Raw genomic sequence first — 20,691 nt, forward strand, 5'->3', positions numbered from 1 at the left:
TGCTGGCATCCGGTGTCGACTTTCAGTCGCGCCTCAATCCCACGGACCGCATTGAGGTGCTGTTCTCGCAGCCCGATGGCGACGACCAGGCGTCTGACGAATCCGAGCTGCTTTACGTCTCCGCGACTTTCGGCGGCACGACGCGAAATTTCTACCGTTTCCAGATGCAGGACGGCAGCACCGACTACTTCGACGAAAACGGCAGCAGCGCCGAGCAGTTTCTGCTGCGCAATCCCTTGCCCAATGGCCGGTTTACGTCCGGGTTCGGTGCCAGGCGTCACCCCATTTTGGGGTATGTGAAAATGCACACCGGCACCGACTGGGCAGCTCCCGTGGGATCGCCGATCATTGCCGCGGGCAACGGCGTCGTCGAAAAAGCCGGCTGGGCCGGTGGCTATGGCAAGCAGATCATCTTGCGTCACGCCAATGGCTACGAGACGTCCTACAATCACCAGAGCGCCTTTGCCAAAGGCATCGAGCCGGGTGTTCGCGTTCGCCAGGGTCAGGTTATCGGCTATCTCGGCTCAACCGGCCTCTCCACCGGTCCACATCTTCATTACGAACTGATCGTCAACGGCACAAAGGTCGATTCGATGCGCGTCCGCCTACCGGTCGGTAAGACGCTGAAGGGCGACGACCTCGTCGCCTTCAAGCGCGAGCGCGAACGCATCGACGACCTGCTCAAGCAGGAAGACAGCAATCAGTTGAAGGTCGCGAGCGCCAAGATCGAAGGCTGAGCCGACGTTTTTCGGCGTCAGCCGTGCTGATTCGCCGTGTCGCGCGCCCATGGCAGCCGCTCGCCGGAAACCGTCGTCCACGCGGTGATTGCCGAAAACAGGCAAAGCAGCGCGGTCACCGCGGCAACGGCGGCGAATGCCGCGTCGCTGGCGGCAAGTCGTGCCGCATCGAGGCCGGGCGCCAGGCCGGCTGGCGGCGGTTCGCCGAAACCCGGAATGCCGGAGCCGGCAGCGGTGCCGAGCACGCCAGCATAGACCCAGGCCGCCAGCGATCCCATCGCCGCCACGGCAATCAGGCCGCCGATGCGCGAGACGGCGTTGTTGATGCCCGAGGCCGCACCCGTATCCTTGTCCTCGACCCCCCTCATGACGGCGGTAGACAGCGGCGATACCACCAGCGCCATGCCGAACCCCATCAGAGCCATCAGCGGGAATACCCCGATCCAGAAATTGTGGATGCCCCAATAGGCCAGCAAGGCAAGTCCGGCAAAGGCAAGAGCCACAACCAGACTGCCGCTGGCGATCGGAAAGCGAGGCCCGATGCGGTCGGACCACTGGCCGACCGGTCCGGACAACACTGCGATCAATGCCGACAGCGGCAGGAAGATGAAACCGACCTCGGCCGCGCTCAGCCCCCATCCGGCGATCATGAGCATCGGCAGATAGAACAGATTGGCCGACAGCGCGAAATAAAGGAAGAAGGTCGCCACATTGGCGCCCGCGAACGCGCCGATTCGAAACAACGACAGCTCGATCATCGGCTCGCGCCGCCGGCGCTCGAAGACGATGAACACGACGAGCAAAACCGCACCGGCGGCAATACTCGGGCCGGACATCAGCCCCTCCCCGTCGCCGCTCATCGAGGTCAGACCGTAAGCGAGAGCTCCGAACGCCAATATGGCGAGTGCAGCGCCGCCGAGATCGAGGCCGCGCTTTTCCGCCGGCGCGTCGGCAGGGACCTTGGCCAGCAGAAGATAGACCGAGATAAGGCCGAGCGGCAGATTGATGGCGAAGATCGCCCGCCAGATGCCGTCGCCGAACGCCGACAGCACGAAGCCGCCCAGCACCGGGCCGAGCGCCGTCGTCAGTGCTGATGCTGCGGCCCAGATGCCGATCGCCCGGCCGCGTTCCTTTTTCGGATAGGCTTTGGCGATAATGGCCAGGCTGCCCGGCACCATGATGGCCGCTCCGACACCCTGGATAGCCCGAAACGCAATAAGCACCGTCGGGTTAGGCGCCAGCGCGCAGGCAAGCGAGGCGGCAATGAACAGGACGATGCCGGCGACGAAGGAGTGGCGCAGGCCGAAGCGATCGCCGGCGGCGCCGCCGACGAGAATGAGGGCTGAGAGTGTCAATGCGTAGGCATTGGAAATCCATTGTGCCTCGGCGAGGCTGGCGCCGAGGTCGACGCGGATCGCCGGCGTCGCAATGGCCAGGACCGACCCGTCGATGAAGCCGAGCGCAGAAGCCAGGATCGCGGCGATCAGCACGAACCGCCGCTGCGCCTGCGGACAGAACGTATCGGCGGGAAGTGAGCCGGTCAGGGGAACGGCGCCGGTACCGACTTTGGTTGGCGTGTGCATGCCGCCTTACCTAGATCGCCGGCGCGCCGGCGACAACCGGCCAGCACGCTGTTCTCGTTGAAACCAGGCCCAACCTGGCCACACAGGCAGGATCACGCCGCTCAGGGTGCAAACGGCAAGTGCCGTGCTAAGCTTCTCGCAGCGCTACAGGCAAGGGGGAAATACCGCATGAAACGACCGCTCGAACCCTCGGCGGAAGGACGCGGGCGCGTCGTCGGCATCACCGACGGCGTGTTCGCCATCGCGCTCACCCTGATCGTTCTCGAGATCAGGGTGCCGGCGCATGAAACGGTGCATTCCGAACGCGAGTTGATCACAGCGATCACAGCACTGGCGCCGCGCTTCCTGACCTATGCGCTCAGCTTCCTGACGCTGACCATCTTCTGGTTCGGCCAGCAGGCGCAACACGGGCTGATTGCAAAATCCGACCGGCGGCTTGCCACGCTGAACCTCTGTTTCCTCGGCTTCATCGCCTTGCTGCCGTTCTCGACCGACCTTCTCGCCGACTTCCTCGAATTCAGGACTGCGGTGCTCGTGTACTGGTTCAATCTTTTGATGCTCGGACTGACGCTGCTCGCCAGTTGGCGCTACGCGGACAAAAACGGATTTCTGGCCGAAGGTGTCGACGCGGAGACCACCCGAACGGTCTATCTGCGCATCGTCAAGGCACAGATCCTGTGGGCCGTCGGCGCTGCACTCTGCCTGATCAGCCCGTTGCTCAGCGTCGGCTTCATCCTGGTGGTGCAGCTGATCTATGCCGCAGCGCTGCGCGCGCCACTGCTGCGCAAGGTCATCGGGTGATTCGGGCGAAGGCGTTGCGCTTTAGTCGACGAACTCCACGATAACGCCGGGCGTCACGATCTTGGCAAGCTCGCGCGCGTCCCAATTGGTCAGCCGCACGCAGCCATGGCTTTCGGTCTTGCCGATCTTGGACGGATCCGGCGTGCCGTGAATGCCGTAGGTCGGCTTGTCCAGCGCAATCCAGACCGAGCCGACCGGGCCGTTCGGCCCCGGCGGGATGGTCAGGATCCTGTCGTTTTCGCCCTGCTTGAAATTGATGTTCGGGTTGTAGGTGTAGTTCGGGTCCAATGCGACACGCGACACCGCATGCGTGCCGGACGGCGACGGCGTGTCGGACGAGCCGATAGTCGCCGGATAGGCTGCGACCAGCTTGCCCGCAGCATCATAGGCGCGGACCTGCTTATTGGACTTGTCGGCGATGATGCGCGCCACCGGCGTCGCCACCAGCCTGCCGAAATTGGCGACCTTGATGATGGTGCCCGGACGATTGAAATTGGCGTCCGGATTGAGCTTGTTCAGATAGGTTTCATCCATATGGAAGCGCTCGGCCAGCGCTTCGGGTACCGACGTGTAGCCCATCCGATCGAGCTGGGCCTTTTGGCTGTAGTCCTCCGGTATCGAGGCGACATAGGGGCCGGCCGCATCCTCGGGCGTGATCGTGTAGGAGGCGAAGGCATCGCCACCGGATTGCGCCAGGGCCGCCTGGATACCGACCGCGTCGGTCGATTTCAGATTGCTGCCGGTGATTTCGTTATAGGCGGCGAGTGCCTTGTCGACATTCGAGCCGAAGCGTCCGTCGATGACGCCGGGCGATGCACCGGCACGGTCGAGCAGCACCTGCAGTGCCGCCACGTCCTCGCGGGCGCCGAGCGCAAGCGACGGGTCGACCGCCGTCTTGCCGCCAGTGCTTGGCGGCGGGGCTGTGTCTGGCGGTAAGGCCGCCTGCTCGTTCGGCACCGTCGGCTCGACCGGCTCGATCGAGGCCTCGTTGAGCGGCTGGCGCTCGATGGTGCGCGGCTTTACCGGCTGCGCTGCCTCCGGATAACCGTTGCCGTAGCCGTCATCCCGTGGCGCTTCGGGGAAGGCTTCCACCGAATTGTCGCCATAGGGGTCGTACTCGTCAGCCGGCGGTATGATGACCCTGCCCTCGTCTTCCATCTGCCTGCGGCGGAACCGCGCCGTGTCCTCAGGGTCGTCGAGATAATAGGGGTCGTCCTCGACCGGTCCCAGGTTGCGCAAGCGCTCGCGGCGCAAGGCGCGGCGGTCGAGCCTGGTCTGCGGCGGCTGGATGGCGATGACCTTGCCGGTCTCCGCATCGACGATGACGCGGTTTCCCCTGGCATCGTAGTAGATATCGAGATTGCCGTTCTGGGCTACAAGAATGCCGCCGCCATTGGCGGCACGAACCACCCGTGGCGCGGTATCCACTATTGGCGAGGCCATCGCATTCGACGCCAGCAGCCCGGCAGCAAGCGCTGAAAGGGTGAAGATGGTGCGCAACATGATGGCCAAATTCTCCGGTCCGTAATTGCCGCCGCCGGCATTGTCTCTTCAAAGCGCCGCGCGTCTTTTCGACGCGCAAAGGACGCTCTAACGCTTTAAATCTCCGCATCGTGCTTTGCGAAAATCAAAACTCGATTTCGGGCCGATGTGGTAGGCGAACCCCTTCGCCAGCAAATCAGTTGCCAACGATAAGGTTCCAATATGAACCGGGCATGAAGATGGCGGATTTCTGACCGATTAACCGGCAGCGAGCCGCAATTCCTTGCGCGCCTGCTTCGTCAGCTTCAGCACGACAAGACGGTGGCTTTCGCGCAGGTAATCCTTCAGCGCGCCATCATCCATGCTTTCGCCGGTCTGGCGCTGGATCCATTTCATGCCGCGTGAGGCAAGATAGGGCGCGGGCCGAAGGCCCGGCTGCTCCCTCAGCACGTCATAGGCGATGTCGGAGCATTTGAAGGTAACGAACGGCTCCTTGCCCTCACTCCAGCCGCCGATCGCGAAGACCTTGCCGCCGACCTTCCAGACATGGGCGCCGCCCCACTGCACGACATGGGTCGCCGAAGGCAGCGAGGCGCAGAAGCTGTTATAGTCGTCCAGCGTCATCTGCGCCCCGCCAGTGATGTTGGACCATGAACCGAAGGCCGGCGTAACAAAAGGGTATGCCGGTTTTTCGGAAAGGATCATGGTCGAGATTGAAGATAGGAATTCCATCCCGATTCGATCGGGATGGAACAGGCTCTTGGCTTGAGCTCAGGCGGCCGCTTCGGTTGCCACGACTGCCGGCTTCGAGCGGAAGTTCAAGCGGTCGGACCCAGCGGTGACCTTGACGGTTGAGCCGTCGAGGATCTCGCCGAGCAGGATCTTTTCCGCCAGGGGGTCCTGCAATTCCTTCTGCATCACCCGCTTCAGCGGCCGCGCGCCATAGGCCGGGTCGTAACCCTTGGCCGCTAGCCAGTCGATCGCCTCCTGATCGAGCGAAAGCGATATCTTGCGGTCAACAAGCAGGTTTTCCAGGCGCTTGAGCTGGATTTGGACGATCTGGCCCATATCCTGGCGGCGCAGCCGGTGGAACAGGATCACCTCGTCGATGCGGTTGAGGAATTCCGGCCGGAACGAAGCCCTGACGACATTCATCACCTCGTCGCGCACGACGTCGACATCCTGGTCCTCGCCGAGATTGACCAGATATTCGCCGCCGAGATTGGACGTCATGATGATCAGCGTGTTGCGGAAATCGACCGTGCGGCCCTGCCCGTCGGTCAGCCGGCCGTCGTCCAGCACCTGCAGCAGCACGTTGAAGACGTCCGGATGTGCCTTCTCGATCTCGTCGAACAGCACGACCTGATAGGGCCGGCGCCGTATCGCTTCGGTCAGCGCGCCGCCTTCCTCGTAGCCGACATAGCCGGGAGGCGCGCCGATCAGCCGGGCGACCGAATGCTTCTCCATGAACTCCGACATGTCGATGCGCACCATCGCGCTCTCGTCGTCGAACAGGAAGCTGGCCAGCGCCTTCGTCAGTTCGGTCTTGCCGACACCCGTCGGCCCGAGGAACATGAACGAGCCGAGCGGCCGGTTCGGGTCCTGAAGGCCGGCGCGCGCACGGCGCACGGCTTTCGACACTGCCTGCACCGCCTCGCCCTGGCCGACGACGCGCTTGCCGATCTCGTCTTCCATGCGCAACAGCTTGTCGCGCTCCCCTTCCAGCATCTTGTCGACCGGGATCCCCGTCCAGCGCGAGACGATATGGGCGACATGATCGGGGCCGACCACTTCTTCGACCATGCCGGCCTTGCCATCCCTGGCTTCAGCCTGCTTCAGCTGCTTTTCGAGTTCCGGGATCTTGCCATAGGCAAGTTCGCCGGCGCGCTGGAATTCGCCCTTGCGCTGGGCAATGGCAAGTTCGTTGCGCGCCTCGTCGAGCTGCTTCTTGAGGTCGGCGGCAAGCCCGAGCTTCTGCTTCTCGGCCTGCCATTTCGAAGTCAGCTCGGTCGATTCCTCCTCGAGGTTCGAGAGTTCCTTCTCGAGCCGGGCGAGCCGGTCCTTCGAGGCATCGTCCTTCTCGACCTTCAGCGCCTCGCGCTCGATCTTGAGCTGCATGATGCGGCGGTCGATCTCGTCCAGCGCCTCGGGCTTCGAATCGACCTGCATGCGGAGCCGCGACGCGGCCTCGTCGACCAGGTCGATCGCCTTGTCCGGCAGGAAGCGGTCAGCGATGTAGCGGTTGGACAGGGTTGCGGCCGCGACCAGTGCCGAATCCGAGATGCGCACCTTGTGGTGCTGCTCGTATTTCTCTTTCAGGCCGCGCAGGATCGAGACAGTGTCTTCGACCGTCGGCTCATTGACGAAGACCGGCTGGAAGCGGCGGGCAAGGGCCGCATCCTTCTCGACATGCTTGCGGTATTCGTCGAGCGTGGTGGCGCCGACACAATGCAGCTCGCCGCGGGCGAGCGCCGGCTTCAGCAGGTTCGACGCGTCCATGGCGCCATCCGCCTTGCCGGCACCGACAAGCGTGTGCATCTCGTCGATGAACAGAATGATGCCGCCGGCGGCAGACGTGACTTCGGAAAGCACCGCCTTCAGCCGCTCCTCGAACTCGCCGCGGTATTTGGCGCCGGCGATCAGCGACCCCATGTCGAGCGCCATCAGCTGCTTGTCCTTGAGCGATTCAGGGACATCGCCATTGACGATGCGCAGCGCCAGCCCTTCGGCGATCGCCGTCTTGCCGACGCCGGGTTCGCCGATCAGCACTGGGTTGTTCTTGGTGCGGCGCGACAGCACCTGGATGGTGCGGCGGATTTCGTCGTCGCGGCCGATGACCGGATCGAGCTTGCCCGCGCGGGCGTCCGCCGTCAGGTCGCGCGCGTATTTCTTCAGCGCGTCGTAGCCCTGCTCGGCGCTCGCCGAATCGGCAGTGCGACCTTTGCGTACGTCGTTGATGACCTGGTTCAGCGCCTGCGGCGTGACACCCGCCTTGGACAGGATGTCGGCGGTCTTGGCCGATTTTTCCATGGCCAGCGCCTGCAATAGCCGTTCGACGGTAACGAAGCTGTCACTGGCCTTCTTGGCCAGTTCCTCGGCGGTCGAAAACACCTTTGCCAGCGGCTGCGCCAGATAGAGCTGGCCATTGCCGCCCTCGACCTTGGGCATTGCCTCCAGTGCCGTTTCGACGCCGAGCTTGACGTCACGGACATTGCCGCCGGCGCGCTCGATCAGCGACGCAGCCAGGCCCTCGTCGTCATCGACAAGGACCTTGAGGATATGCTCGGGGGTGAATTGCTGGTGATTGCGGGAAAGCGCCATGGTTTGCGCGGACTGGATAAAGCCGCGCACGCGCTCGGAATATTTTTCAAGATTCATGCCTGTCTCCTTCCGTCACCGGCCCGCTTCGCGGCACCGGATCAGATTGCGGTGACGGACCCGCCCGTTCGAGCCGGATCCTGTTCACGCAAGATATGGGACGCAAACCACGGACCCTCAAGACGCCTCGACACTGGCGAACGCATAATATTCCGAGCGCGCAAAACAAAAACGGCGGAGATTTCTCTCCGCCGTCCAGGGTAAAGGATGCGCTAAGATCGGCTGAACGTTTTTCCGATCAATTCTCGACGTCTGCGATCACAGCTTGACCGCCGGGGCCTTCAGCCGGCGCTGCATCGACATTGCCAGCGTCGGTATTGCCAGTCTCGGCATTGCTTGTCTCGGCACTGCTTGTCTCGGCACTGTCACGGCCGGCGTTGTCGTTGCCGCCATTTGCCGGTTCGACATCGAGCCGCGGACGGCGCGGACGCCTGGGGCGGCGTGCCGGGCTGTTTTCGGCCGCGGCTTCGTTGAGCTCGGCCTGGGCGGCGAGACCCGCTGGCGAAAGGTTTTCGAATTGCGGTGCGGGCTCGCTCACAAAGACCGGCTCAGCGGCCGGCACGGGCTCCGCCTGCGCCGGCGTCTCGTCGCGCCGTGGCTGTTCGACGCGCTGTCCACCCTGCTGCTCGCCGCGCGCGCCATACTCGCCGCGCTGGCCGTTCTGGCCGTAACCGCCATTGGGGCGACGGTCGCGGTGGCGTCCGCCATTGTTGTCGCGTCCGTCACGGTTATCGCGGCCGCCCCGATTGTCGCGGCTGTTTTCCTGGTTCAGCGCCAGCTCGGCCGGCGTGCCATCGATGACCGGCTGCGGGCCGGCCCCGTGATTGACCGCCGAACCCGACGTCTCGTTGGCATTGTTGTTGCCGGCATTGTCGAACTCGTCGCGATCCTCGTCGCCGTCATCGTCGAAATCGTCGCGATTCTGCTGGGCGTTCTGGATCGGCATCTGCGCCTGAGCGGCTGCGATGATGCGGTTATAGTGCTCTGCATGCTGGAGATAGTTTTCCGCCATCACCCGGTCGCCGGAGCTTTGCGCGTCACGGGCAAGGGTTGCGTACTTCTCGGCAATCTGCTGAGCCGATCCGCGGATCTTCACGTCCGGGCCGTTGCTCTCATAGTTACGCGTCAGGGGATTCGGCCCCTTACGATTGTTGTTGTTATTGTTGTTGCCGCCGCCGCCACTGTTGTTGCGACCGCGCATGCGCCTGTTTTGCTGTTGTGGCCTCATTAGACTCTCTTCACTTTGAAATTTTCGAAAAACTCTTCACGAACGGAGGCGCTCATACGGCCAGCCGTTTCGTTCCTTCACCGGCGTTCGCCCGCATCAATTGCGTTGGCGCCACGTGCCATCCTGTTCCGGTTACTTCACTTGCCGGACGATTCCCGCACGAAGCTTGGGCGTCGTTTGCGCAAGAAGGCAGCTATTTCCAAGGAAAACCGAATCGCTAAGAGCACTGCCTGCTTCGTCTCATCCGGTTAACGCGACCCTAGCCGCATTCCCCGGTATTGCCAAGCGCTTTTTTCGCACTGCATCACGGCTTCCACCGTTCGAACACAAGAACTCTGTCGTTTCCGCCGAGATCACGAAACACCCCGACCGAACGGTACCCGGCCGCGGAGAATATCTCCGTAACCTGTTGGTGCTGCGTATGGCCGATCTCGACCGCAATCCTGCCTTGGAGTTCCAAATACGCTGCCGCTCCCGCGGCGATCTTCCTGTAGGGGCTCAGACCGTCCACGCCGCCATCGAGGGCCTGGCGTGGATCGAAACCGCGGACCTCGTCCTGCAGATTTCCAATGTCGTCTGAGGGTATATAGGGAGGGTTTGCGACAATTACATGGTACAGGCCAGAAACTTTTTCAAACCAGTCGGATTTGACCGGCGTGAACCGGCCGACGAGCCCCAATTCCCCGGCATTACGCATGGCTGTGGCCAGCGCCTCCTGCGAAATGTCAACGCCGGTGGCGGTCGCGGCCGGAACGGCGCTGAGCAGCGCCAGCGCGATGGCACCGGTACCGGTCCCTAGATCGAGGATGCGGCAGCCGCCCTCGCGTGCCGCCATTGCCTTGACGAAGGGCAGTATAGCCTCGACCAGCGTTTCGGTATCCGGCCGCGGCTCCAGCGTTTGCGGCGAAAGCGAAAGGCGCAAGCCGTAGAATTCGCGGTAGCCAAGGATCCGGTGTACCGGCTCGCCGGCGATGCGCCGCCGCAAGGCGGCTTCGATTACCGCCGTCACGTCCGTATCGACAGCGCGCCCGGGATCGGCGATGGCCTGCGTGCGACTGGTGCCGGAAAAATGCTCGACGATCAGCCTGGCATCGAGCGCCGGATCCGCGATCCCGGCTGCGGCGAGCCGGTTTCGCGCCTCCCGCAGCAGCGGCGCCAGCGTGGCGGGCAGGCTGTCAGCCATCGATGCCGATATCGGCGAGCAGCTTCGACTGGTGATCGGCTATCAGCGCGTCGATGATCTCGTCGAGTTCGCCCATCATCACCCGGTCGAGCTTATAGAGCGTCAGGTTGATACGATGATCGGTGACGCGACCCTGCGGAAAATTATAGGTGCGGATGCGTTCCGAGCGGTCGCCCGAGCCGACCTGCGACTTGCGCGATTCGGAACGTTCCTCGTCCGCCTTGCTGCGCTCGAGGTCGTAGAGCCTGGCGCGCAGGATCTGCATGGCCTTCGCCCGGTTCTGGTGCTGCGACTTTTCCGCCTGCACCACCATGATGCCGGTCGGCAGATGGGTGATGCGCACGGCCGAATCGGTGGTGTTGACGTGCTGGCCGCCGGAACCCGAGGCGCGCATCGTGTCGATGCGGATGTCTTCGGCCCTGATGTCGATGTCGACCTCTTCGGCTTCCGGCAGCACCGCGACCGTCGCCGCCGAGGTATGAATGCGTCCGCCCGCCTCGGTCGTCGGCACGCGCTGCACCCGGTGCACGCCGGATTCGAACTTCAGATGGGCAAAGACGCCCTTGCCCGAAACGGTGGCGATGATTTCCTTGTAGCCGCCGACCTCACCCTCGCTGGCCGACACCGTCTCGAAACGCCAGCCATGCGCCGCGGCATAGCGCTCGTACATGCGAAACAGGTCGCCGGCGAAAAGCGCCGCCTCGTCGCCGCCGGTGCCGGCGCGGATCTCGAGGATGGCGTTCTTGTCGTCGGCGGCATCCTTGGGCAACAGCAGGATCTGGATGTCCTTCTGCAGCGCCTCGATGCGATGCTTGACCTCCGGCAGGTCGGCCTCGGCCAAGGCGCGCATCTCGGCGTCGGTGCCCTTGTCGGCGAGCATCGCCTCCAGATCGGCCTGTTCGCGCTCGGCGGCGCGCAGCGCCCTGATCTTTGCCACCATCTCCTGGATGTCGGCATATTCGGAGGCCATCCTGACATAGGCGTCCGGCGCTGGCCCGGCCGACATCTGCGCTTCGAGCATGTCGAAACGCTTGACGACTTGATCCATACGGTCGCGGGGCAGGTTGATCATTGCGAAGTCTATAGCGGTATCGAGCGGTCATCGGCAAAGGCTTGCAGCAGCGCCCGCATCGGCAGGCCATGCGCCGGCGCCATCAGATTGTCGTCGAAGAACGCTTCCAGTTCGCTGAGCGGCAGTTCCGTCAGCATCGCCTTGACCGGGCCGATCGATGCCGGCGACATCGAGATCGAGCGATAGCCAAGGCCGATCAGCGCCATCGCCGAGATCGGCTTGCCGGCAAGTTCGCCGCACAGGGTCACCGGCGTCTGGTTGCGAGCCCCGGCATCGGCAATTTGCTTCAAAACACGCAGGAACGGCGTCGACAGCGGGTCGAAGCGGTCGGACAATTGGGTATTGCCACGGTCCACCGCCATGACGAACTGGAACAGGTCGTTCGAGCCGACCGAGACGAAATCGACCGCCTTCATCAACTCGTCGAGCTGGAACAGCAGCGACGGCACCTCCAGCATCGCCCCCACCTTAAGGCTGGTCGGCAAATGATGGGCAAAGCGCGACAAATGCCGGACCTCGCGATCGATGATCTCGCGCGCCTGCACGATCTCACCGAGTTCCGTCACCATTGGCAGCATCAGCTTCAGTTCGCGCCCGCCGCACGCCTTGAGCAGCGCGCGGATCTGGGTGCGCAGCAGGCCAGGCCGGTCGAGCGTCAGGCGGATGGCGCGCCAGCCGAGCGCCGGGTTCTCCTCCTGGATCGAGCCCTTGAAATAGGGCAGCACCTTGTCGCCGCCAATATCGATGGTGCGGAACGTCACCGGCTTGTCGCGCGCCGCCTGGAGCACGTCACGGTACAAGCGCTCCTGGGCTTCCGCGCGCGGAAAGGTCGAGGCGACCATGAATTGCAGCTCGGTGCGGAACAGGCCGATGCCGGCCGCGCCCGCTTCGGCCAGTTGCGGCAGGTCGACCGCCAGCCCGGCATTCATCAGAAGGTCGACCTGGACACCGTCCTTGGTCACCGACGGCTTCTTGCGCAGCTCGCGGTAGACCTCCTGCCGCCGCGCCCGGAAACGCACTTTCTCGGCATAGGCCGCCTCGAGGTCGGGCTGCGGGCGCAGATGGATCGCGCCTTCCTCGCCGTCGACGATGATGGCATCGCCGTTTTCCGCCATGGAAACGGCGCCCTTCATCTGGCCGGCGACCGGTATGCCCATGGCCCGCGCCACGATGACGACATGGCTGGTCGCGGCGCCGTCCTCCAGCACCAGCCCGCGCAGCTTGTCCCTGGGATAATCGAGCAGCTCCGCAGCACCCATCGAGCGGGCGACGATGATGGCGTCCTTGGGCAGCGAGGCCGCGACGTCCTCCGGTCCGCGCCCCATCAGCTGCCGCAGCAGCCGATTGGCGAGATCGTCGAAATCGCTCATCCGTTCGCGCAGATACGGATCGGTCATGTGCAGCATGCGGGCACGCATGTCGCTCTGCACCTTTTCGACCGCCGCTTCGGCCGTCAGGCCGTTGCGGATCGCCTCCTCGAGCCGGCGCACCCAGCCGCGGTCGTTGGCGAACATGCGATAGGCTTCGAGCACCTGGCGATGCTCGCCCTCGAAGGCGACGTCGCGGCGCTCCAGCATGTCGTCGATGGAGAGCCTGAGCGAGCCGAGCGACGCGTCGAGCCGCCTGACCTCTTCCTCGCTGTCCTCGTTGAAAAGATTGGTGACGACGATGCGCGGCTCGTGCAGCACCACATGGCCGAGACCGACGCCTTCGTTGAAGGACAGGCCGGTAAAGCTTACCGGGCGGCGCAGATCGAGCTCGAGGCCGGGCCTTGTCAGCCGCTCCAGATCGCCGGTGGCGATCATCTCGGCGATCACCATCGCCGTTGTTTCCAGCGCCTCGACCTCGTCGTCGCGATAATGGCGCATGGTCTTGTTCTGCACGACCAGGACGCCGAGTGTCCGCCCTGCCCGCAGCACCGGCACGCCGAGGAAGGAATTATAGATTTCTTCCCCTGTCTCCGGCAGGTAGGCGAAGGCAGGATGCTCCTGTGCATTGGAGAGGTTGAGCGGCCGCGCCGAGGCCGCGATCGTGCCGACCAGGCCTTGGCCCAGCCTGAGCTGCGCCAGGTGGACGGCGTTCGGGTTCAGGCCTTCGGTGGCGTAGAGTTCGAGCACCGAATCGGCGCGCAGCACATAGAGCGAGCAGACCTCGGCAACCATGTTGGAGGCGATGTCGCGCACGATTCGGTCAAGCCGCTCCTGCGGCTCCAGCGGCTCTTGCATGAGCTCGCGGAGCCGTTTCAGCAAAACGCGCGGGCCACTGGCCGAATCACGCATCGCGGCTTCTTCTCCAATAGCGTTTCAACCGGTGCAGGTTGCCCTGCACAGCGGCACAAACGCAACAACTCAATTAGAGCGCCATCGTCCAATTGGACGCATAAAGACCGCTCCAAGATTTTCGATCCGCTGCATCCTGCCTTCCGAAAATCGATTCCGATTTTCGGGCCGATGCAGTCCGCTACTGCTTATCCAGACCGTACACGGAATGCAAAGTGCGAACTGCTAGTTCCGTATAGGGACCGTCGATCAGGATCGAAATCTTGATTTCGGACGTCGTGATGGCGCGGATGTTGATCGCGCGGTCGGCAAGCGCCTTGAAGGCGGTAGCGGCGACGCCGGCATGGCTGCGCATGCCGATGCCAATGACCGAGACCTTCGACATGCCGGCTTCCGACTGCACCACGTCGTAGCCGATCGTCGCCTTCAGCCGCTCGAGCACGGCGAGCGCCTTGTCGACGTCGCCGGATGGCACGGTGAAGGTCATGTCAGTGAACTTGCCGTCCTCGGAGATATTCTGGACGATCATGTCGACATTGATGTTGGCCTCGGCCAGCGGCCCGAAAATGCCGGCGGCGACGCCCGGCCGATCGCCGACGCGGCGCAACGAAATCTGCGCCTCGTCCTTGGCGTAGGCAATTCCGGTGACGACCTGCTGTTCCACGATCTCTTCCTCGTCGCAAATAAGCGTTCCCGGCGGATTAAGCAAATCCCCCATTCCTGGTGCGTCGGGATCGTCGAAGGACGACCGCACGAAAGTACGCACCCTGTGCACCATGGCAAGCTCGACCGAGCGCACCTGCAGGACCTTGGCGCCGAGCGAGGCCATTTCGAGCATTTCCTCGAACGAAATCTTGGCCAGCCGCCGCGCCTTCGGCTCGATGCGCGGATCGGTCGTATAGACCCCGTCGACGTCGGTGTAGATATCGCAGCGGTCGGCCTTGACCGCTGCCGCGATGGCGACTGCGCTGGTATCGGAGCCGCCACGACCGAGTGTCGCGATCCGATTGTCCGGCCCGATGCCCTGGAAACCGGCAACCACCGCCACCTGGCCTTCGCCGAAGCGCTTGATCAAGAACGCGCCGTCGATGTCGAGAATGCGCGCCGCGCCATGCGCGTTGTCGGTCTTGATCGGGATCTGCCAGCCTTGCCAGGAGCGGGCATGCACGCCGATATTCTGCAGCGCGATCGCCAGCAAGCCGGCAGTGACCTGCTCGCCGGAGGCGACCACGGCGTCATATTCACGCGCATCGTGCATCGGCGAGGCCTCGCGCGTCCATTGCACGAGCTCGTTGGTCTTGCCGGCCATCGCCGAGACCACGACGGCGACCTCATGGCCGGCGTCGACCTCGCGTTTGACATGACGCGCCACATTGCGGATGCGGACGATGTCGGCGACGGACGTTCCGCCGAATTTCATCACGATGCGCGCCATAGAAGCGAAATGCCTTTGACTGGATGCCGGACCGAAGGCCGAAAAGCGGAAAAATGCGCCAAGCTGTGGCCGGGCGCTCAATGCGCGGCCTCCTTAGCCAAATGATGGCGGTTTCGCAAGGCATGCCGCCGCTGCCGGCCAGGCGACACACGAGCACAGCGTCACGCCTGCACTGCCTCTTGGCAAATGCCGCTCGCTTCAGCCCAGCTGTGCCGTGGCTCTCCACAGGCGCGGATAGTCGAGGACGAAACCGAGCGGCGAGACCTCCAGTGTCTCTTGGTAGCCGAACATCGGGGCGGCATAGGCGTAATGTGCAGCATCGACGCGCTGATAGGTTTGCTCGAGGCGAACGAGCCTGAGTTCGGGAAATGTCAGATAGGCCGCCGGGGCGGGCGTCGCCGTGCCGACATCGAGGGCAAAACGGCGAAGCGCCAAAAGGTTCGTTGCGGGCGTGAAGCCGAGATCGACATCGATGAGACCGTCGACTTCCGCTTGATGCTCGCCGTTCAGCGTCCATTGGCGCTCAGTCAGCCGGTCGATCCTGTAATGCAGCTCTTGCGTGCCGAGAAAGCCGTCGGCGCGCGCCGATCGTGTATGCCAATCGGCGTCGCAGTCCGCCTCGTAGGCGATGCTGCACGGCTCGCCGTCCTGGACGAAAAGCGCCTGTCCCCTGAGGTTCCACCCAGAGCCCGATTCCGACAGAAGGCAAGCGTCGTGGCCTTCCTGGTCAAGCCGGCGCCAAAGAATGGAAGCAACCGCTCGCATCATTGCGCACTCCTCCGAACCCGATGTCTCTGCTTCGTCCGCCAAAGCCTAGGCGTTTCCTTCCGGCACACCATCAACTGACACGTGCTGACACAAATGCAGCCGGCAAAAGGCGGCGCCGGAAGGCATCGCGCGCATCGCACCGCCGGCGGTGAATTTCGCGCCTTGACATTCGCAGCCTCGCGCCCGACTTCCTAGCGTCCGAGGAGACCACGCCATGCCAGAGCCCCGACGATCGACGATCGATGCCGGAGAGGTGGAACGCTTTTCCGCCCTTGCCGCCGAATGGTGGAACCCGAACGGCAAGTTCCGCCCGTTGCACAAGTTCAACCCGATCCGGCTTGCCTATATCCGCGACCAGGTGGCGGCCCGCTTCGGCCGCGATCCGCGTGCGGCACGGCCGTTCGAAGGCCTGCGCTTCCTTGACATCGGCTGCGGCGGCGGGCTTTTGTGCGAGCCGATGGCGCGGCTTGGCGCCGAAGTGGTCGGCGCCGATGCCTCCGCCACCAACATCGAAGTGGCCAAGCTGCATGCGGCGGAAGTCGGCGTGAGCGTGGATTATCGCGCCACGACCGCGGAAGATCTTGCCGATGCCGGCGAAAAATTCGACGTCATCCTCAACATGGAAGTGGTCGAGCATGTCGCCAATGTCGATCTGTTCCTGGCCAAATGCGGCGAGATGGTCAAGCCTGGCGGCATCATGTTCGTCGCCACCATCAACCGCACGCTGAAGGCCCTGGGCCTGGCCATCATCGGCGCCGAATATGTGCTGCGTTGGCTGCCACGCGGCACCCACCAGTTCGGCAAGCTGGTGCGCCCCGAGGAACTGGAAAAGGCGCTTGCCGGCGCCGGCCTGACCGTCATCGACCGCACCGGCGTCACCTACAACCCGCTCGCCGACCGCTGGCAGCGCTCGAAGGACATGGACGTCAACTACATGGTGCTGGCGGAGAAGGCATCCGTCTGAAGCTTACGCCTTCTGGCCCCTATGGCCTCTGGCTTTGCGCCTTGGTGGTGATGAACACGCCGGCGGTGATGATGACGGCACCGGCCCAGGTCAGCAGTTGATAGCGCTCGCCGAGGAAGAGGGTCCCGGCAAACAGCCCGACCGCCGCCGCGACGTAGCCGATCTGGCTGAGATAGACCGGGCCGCCGACCGCTTGCAGGCGGAAGAAGAAGGCGAACATCGCCGAGGCTGATGCCACCTGTGCCGCAGCGACCAGCGGCACGCCGCCGAGCGAGCCGAATGCATTGCCGCCAAGCAGGACCAGAATGCCGGCAAACAGCATCAAGGCTGCTGCCAGATGGCTGCCGACGGCGAGCTCGATCGGGCCGGTGCCTTCGGGCCAGTCGACGGTACGGTAAATGTTGCCGGCGGCGAGGCTGACCGGGATGAGCAGGCCCATCGCAACCCAGAAAAATTCGGCCGGCTGGCCCGCTTCGCCGCGCGTCACCGCCACCATGACTGCGCCGACGAAACCGACGACTATGCCGACGATGCCCAGCATGGTCGGGCGCCTGACGCCGAGCAGCATCGAGAACACCAGCGTGACGACCGGCGACAGCGTGAACATGATGCCGCTGTAGCCGGCGCCCAGATGCGGAATGGCTGAAAACATCAGCAGATTGGGGATTGCATATGAGACGGCCGCGGTGACGAAGAAATAGCGCAGCCTGTGCGGCGTAAGCCGCATGCGCTTCCCGTTGAGCAGCAATGCGCATAAAAGCACGCCGCCGGCACCAAGCGAGATGACGAAGGCCCAGACCATGGCGGCCACGCCGGCCGCCGTCGCGATCTTGCCGAACGGCAGCGTCAGGCCGAGCAGTCCACCGGTGACAACCAGAAGGCCAAGCGCCGAGTCCCAGAGAAATTTCATCGCACCGTCCCGTCGCCCGTTCGCGGCACTTGGCCAATATCGCAAGCTGAGGTAAGATAAGCTAAAGATTCTTCACGTCAAGATACATAACGGTGAGAGACATGGATCGCGCAGCAAAAGCGATCGGGCAATGGAAAAAGGAACGGCCGGATCTCGATGTCTCGCCGATGGCCGTGCTCGGACGGTTGAACGAGGCCGCCTCGCTGATCGCACGAGAGCGGCTGGCGCCGCTGTTTGCAAGTTACGGGCTGCAATCCGGAGAATTCGATGTGCTGGCAACGCTGCGTCGTTCCGGGCCGCCATACGCGCTGACGCCGACGGCTCTCTACGAGGCGACGATGGTGACGTCGGGCGCGATGACCAACCGCCTCGACCGGCTCGAGAAATCCGGCCTGATCAAGCGCGGGCCGCACCCCGACGATCGCCGCGGCATTGTCGTGCAGCTGACTAAAAAGGGTCTGGCGTTGATTGACGAGGCGGTTACCGCTCACGTCGCCAACGAGCACCAGATACTTTCCGGCCTGATACGCCCGGAGCAGATCATGCTCGCTCGCCTGCTCGAAAAATTGATAGCGAGCCTGAACTAACCCAAACGGCAACCACTGGGACTCTGCGATCATTGCATTGGGAGTCGTAACTGCCAGAGGAGTTTGCCGATGACAGAACATGCAGTCGTGATTGCCGGAGGAGGTCCGACGGGCCTAACCCTGGCAGGCGAGTTGGCGTTGGCAGGCATCGACGTAGCCATTGTCGAACGCCGCCCGAACCAAGAGCTTGCCGGTTCGCGTGCTGGAGGTCTGAGTTCACGCACTCTCGAAGTTTTCGATCAGCGCGGCATCGCGGACCGGTTCCTCGCCGAAGGACAAATAGCCCAAGTCACGGGATTCGCGGCGATGCGTTTAGACATCAGCGATTTTCCGACCCGCCACAACTACGGGCTGGCGCTGAGACAGAAACACATTGAGCGCATTCTCGCTGGATGGGTCAGCGAGCTGGCAGTGCCGATCTATCGCGCCCGTGAATTAACGTGTTTCGTGCAGGACGACGCCGGCGTCACCATCGAACTGTCCGATGGTGCGTCGCTGCGGGCAAGCTATCTCGTCGGGTGTGATGGAGGCCGCAGTCTGGTCCGCAAAGCTGCTGGCATTGAGTTTCGAGGATGGGATGCGACGACCAGCAGCATCCTCGCCGAGGCCGAGATGGCGGAGGAGCCGCCACTGGGCATTCATCGCACCGCACTTGGCATCCATGCCTTCGGCAGGGAAGAGTACGAAATTCGTGACGGCAAGGTCGTCTTTGCCGATAAAGGTCCCATAGGCGTCATGGTCACTGAAAAGAATGTCGGCGCCACGACCGAGCCCACGCTGCGCGATCTCCGCGAAGCGCTCGTCGCCGCATGCGGAACAGATTACGGAATCCATAGCCCAACCTGGATTTCCAGGTTCACGGACATGTCGCGGCAGGCGGCGGCTTACCGCAAGGGCCGGGTTCTCCTAGCGGGCGATGCCGCCCATGTGCATTCCCCGGTGGGCGGACAAGGCCTCAATATCGGTGTGCAGGATGCGGTGAACCTCGGTTGGAAGTTGGCCCAAGTGGTGAAAGGAACATCGCCTGAACGCTTGCTCGACACTTATCACATCGAGCGGCATCCGGTTGCGGCCCGCGTGTTGCGTACGACAATGGCACAGGTCGCATTGCAACGTACTGATGATCGCACTGAAGCCTTGCGTGAAATCGTATCAGAGCTCCTTGGGATGGAGGAGCCTCGCAAACGGATCGCTGCCGAGATGTCCGGACTTGGTATCCATTACGACCTCGGCCAGGGGCATCCGCTGGTCGGCCGCCGCATTCCTGACCTCGACCTGGCCACGCCTGATGGTCCCATGCGCGTATTTGCGCTCCTCCAAAAAGCGCGGCCAGTGCTCTTGAATCTCGACGCGCCGGGCAGCCTCGACATCAAGCCGTGGTCAGACCGCATTAAGTTGGTTTACGCCAAATGGGACGATCCATGGGAGTTGCCTGCGCTAGGTTTGGTCTCCGCTCCAACCGCAGTTTTAATCCGACCCGATGGATATGTTGCTTGGGTAGGCGACAGGACGCAGGATGGTCTTCAAGACGCGATGAACACCTGGTTCGGACCACCGGGCTAAAAACCGCAAAAACCAGTTAGCTCGAATGGTCCCGAAATCAAACGGCTACGGAGGGCAAAAACTCAGATTCTGGTCGCCGAGCCTCGTTTGGGCCGGCGAACAGCTCTGATCTTGCCGCTGTTTCCGCCGCCACAGAAAAACTGGTCGCCGCCATCGGATTCGAGCCCCGACACGCCTGTTCCCGGCGGCATATCGAGCTTCTCAAGGACCTTTCCCGTTTCCGGATCGATCCGCCTGACATCGCTCTCCTCCCCCTCCCAGGTGCCATGCCACAGCTCGCCGTCGACCCAGCTGACCCCGGTGACGACGCGGTTGGAAACGATGGTGCGAAGGATTGCCCCTGTCTCGGGATCGACCTGATGAATCTTTCGGCCCCGATGCTGCCCGACCCAGAGCGTTCCTTCGGCCCAGGCGAGCCCGGAATCACCGCCATTGCCGGGCGCCGGGATCGTCGCCAGCACCTGGCCATTCCTCGGATCGATCTTCTGGATGCGATCCTCGGCGATCTGATAGAGGTGCTGGCCGTCGAAGGCCGTTCCGGCGTGCGCCGCGACGTCGATCGAGCGCACCACTTTGCCGCTTGCCGGATCGAAGGCGTTCAATCTGTCGCCTGAGGCAAACCAGACATGCTCACCGTCGAAGGTAACGCCGTCCACGTGGTCGACACCCGGAAAGGGTCCATATTCTCGAAGGATTTCGGCTGCGGATCGTTCCATGATTC

The 20,691-nt window shown here is 63.3% G+C and carries 17 protein-coding genes (1 of these 17 cut by a window edge); 5 read left to right on the plus strand and 12 right to left on the minus strand.

Translation table 11 applies throughout. The features are described from left to right. Positions 1-737, plus strand: the 3' end of a protein-coding gene (locus NKI58_RS00320) for a M23 family metallopeptidase (RefSeq protein WP_352577119.1). The gene continues 1,222 nt to the left of window position 1, outside the view; 737 of the gene's 1,959 nt are visible here — the last part of the coding sequence; the start codon falls outside the window, past its left edge; its stop codon occupies positions 735-737. Positions 738-754: 17 nt separating this feature from the next. Here the strand turns inward: NKI58_RS00320 and NKI58_RS00325 are convergent, their stop codons facing one another. Further along, positions 755-2,320 carry an MFS transporter gene (locus NKI58_RS00325; protein ID WP_352853015.1) on the minus strand — a complete coding sequence of 522 codons (1,566 nt, stop codon included), beginning with the start codon at positions 2,318-2,320 and terminating at the stop codon, positions 755-757. A 168-nt stretch (positions 2,321-2,488) separates the two neighbouring features. Between NKI58_RS00325 and NKI58_RS00330 the strand changes: the two genes are divergently transcribed. Continuing rightward, positions 2,489-3,121, plus strand: coding sequence for a TMEM175 family protein (locus NKI58_RS00330; RefSeq protein ID WP_023675159.1), 633 nt, complete (start codon positions 2,489-2,491; stop codon positions 3,119-3,121). Positions 3,122-3,142: 21 nt separating this feature from the next. On the opposite strand, the gene NKI58_RS00335 is transcribed toward NKI58_RS00330, so the two are convergent. The 9 genes from NKI58_RS00335 to NKI58_RS00375 all read right to left on the minus strand — a co-directional run bounded on the left by NKI58_RS00335 (position 3,143) and on the right by NKI58_RS00375 (position 15,946). Then, complete coding sequence (locus NKI58_RS00335; protein ID WP_352577123.1) at positions 3,143-4,624, minus strand: L,D-transpeptidase family protein; 1,482 nt, start codon at positions 4,622-4,624, stop codon at positions 3,143-3,145. A 237-nt stretch (positions 4,625-4,861) separates the two neighbouring features. Then, positions 4,862-5,227 carry an MmcQ/YjbR family DNA-binding protein gene (locus tag NKI58_RS00340; RefSeq protein ID WP_352783513.1) on the minus strand — a complete coding sequence of 122 codons (366 nt, stop codon included), beginning with the start codon at positions 5,225-5,227 and terminating at the stop codon, positions 4,862-4,864. Between the two features lie 147 nt (positions 5,228-5,374). Next, on the minus strand, positions 5,375-7,981 hold the full coding sequence (clpB, locus tag NKI58_RS00345; protein WP_352783510.1) for an ATP-dependent chaperone ClpB: 2,607 nt from the start codon (positions 7,979-7,981) through the stop codon (positions 5,375-5,377). Positions 7,982-8,219: 238 nt separating this feature from the next. Further along, on the minus strand, positions 8,220-9,182 hold the full coding sequence (locus NKI58_RS00350) for a DUF4167 domain-containing protein (RefSeq protein WP_352570513.1): 963 nt from the start codon (positions 9,180-9,182) through the stop codon (positions 8,220-8,222). 331 nt (positions 9,183-9,513) lie between these two features. Next, positions 9,514-10,392 carry a peptide chain release factor N(5)-glutamine methyltransferase gene (gene prmC, locus NKI58_RS00355; RefSeq protein ID WP_352621700.1) on the minus strand — a complete coding sequence of 293 codons (879 nt, stop codon included), beginning with the start codon at positions 10,390-10,392 and terminating at the stop codon, positions 9,514-9,516. Beyond that, complete coding sequence (gene prfA / locus NKI58_RS00360; RefSeq protein ID WP_352633855.1) at positions 10,385-11,464, minus strand: peptide chain release factor 1; 1,080 nt, start codon at positions 11,462-11,464, stop codon at positions 10,385-10,387. Before prfA ends, prmC begins: the two co-directional genes overlap by 8 nt. Positions 11,465-11,472: 8 nt before the next feature. Next, on the minus strand, positions 11,473-13,743 hold the full coding sequence (ptsP, locus tag NKI58_RS00365; protein ID WP_352783505.1) for a phosphoenolpyruvate--protein phosphotransferase: 2,271 nt from the start codon (positions 13,741-13,743) through the stop codon (positions 11,473-11,475). A 181-nt stretch (positions 13,744-13,924) separates the two neighbouring features. After that, the gene (locus tag NKI58_RS00370) at positions 13,925-15,178 is read right to left on the minus strand and encodes an aspartate kinase (RefSeq protein ID WP_352634310.1); all 1,254 of its coding nucleotides are present in this window, start codon (positions 15,176-15,178) and stop codon (positions 13,925-13,927) included. 198 nt (positions 15,179-15,376) lie between these two features. After that, positions 15,377-15,946, minus strand: a complete 570-nt coding sequence (locus tag NKI58_RS00375) for a putative glycolipid-binding domain-containing protein (RefSeq protein WP_352783502.1) — start codon at positions 15,944-15,946, stop codon at positions 15,377-15,379. A gap of 214 nt (positions 15,947-16,160) precedes the next feature. Here NKI58_RS00375 and ubiG point away from each other — a divergent pair, with 214 nt between their 5' ends. Continuing rightward, positions 16,161-16,910, plus strand: a complete 750-nt coding sequence (gene ubiG, locus NKI58_RS00380; protein WP_023675148.1) for a bifunctional 2-polyprenyl-6-hydroxyphenol methylase/3-demethylubiquinol 3-O-methyltransferase UbiG — start codon at positions 16,161-16,163, stop codon at positions 16,908-16,910. Between the two features lie 19 nt (positions 16,911-16,929). Here the strand turns inward: ubiG and NKI58_RS00385 are convergent, their stop codons facing one another. Further along, complete coding sequence (locus NKI58_RS00385) at positions 16,930-17,820, minus strand: DMT family transporter (protein WP_352503215.1); 891 nt, start codon at positions 17,818-17,820, stop codon at positions 16,930-16,932. Positions 17,821-17,921: 101 nt separating this feature from the next. Between NKI58_RS00385 and NKI58_RS00390 the strand changes: the two genes are divergently transcribed. After that, positions 17,922-18,407: a MarR family winged helix-turn-helix transcriptional regulator gene (locus NKI58_RS00390; RefSeq protein WP_352542481.1), complete on the plus strand. Its 486-nt coding sequence runs from the start codon at positions 17,922-17,924 to the stop codon at positions 18,405-18,407. Between the two features lie 69 nt (positions 18,408-18,476). After that, positions 18,477-19,970 carry an FAD-dependent monooxygenase gene (locus tag NKI58_RS00395; RefSeq protein ID WP_023675145.1) on the plus strand — a complete coding sequence of 498 codons (1,494 nt, stop codon included), beginning with the start codon at positions 18,477-18,479 and terminating at the stop codon, positions 19,968-19,970. 62 nt (positions 19,971-20,032) lie between these two features. On the opposite strand, the gene NKI58_RS00400 is transcribed toward NKI58_RS00395, so the two are convergent. Next, positions 20,033-20,686 (minus strand): Vgb family protein, encoded by a 654-nt coding sequence (locus tag NKI58_RS00400; protein WP_352633866.1) that lies wholly within the window; start codon positions 20,684-20,686, stop codon positions 20,033-20,035. Positions 20,687-20,691 lie beyond the last annotated feature (5 nt).

Source organism: Mesorhizobium sp. M0522, from assembly GCF_040321085.1.
In the GTDB taxonomy this organism is placed as follows: domain Bacteria; phylum Pseudomonadota; class Alphaproteobacteria; order Rhizobiales; family Rhizobiaceae; genus Mesorhizobium.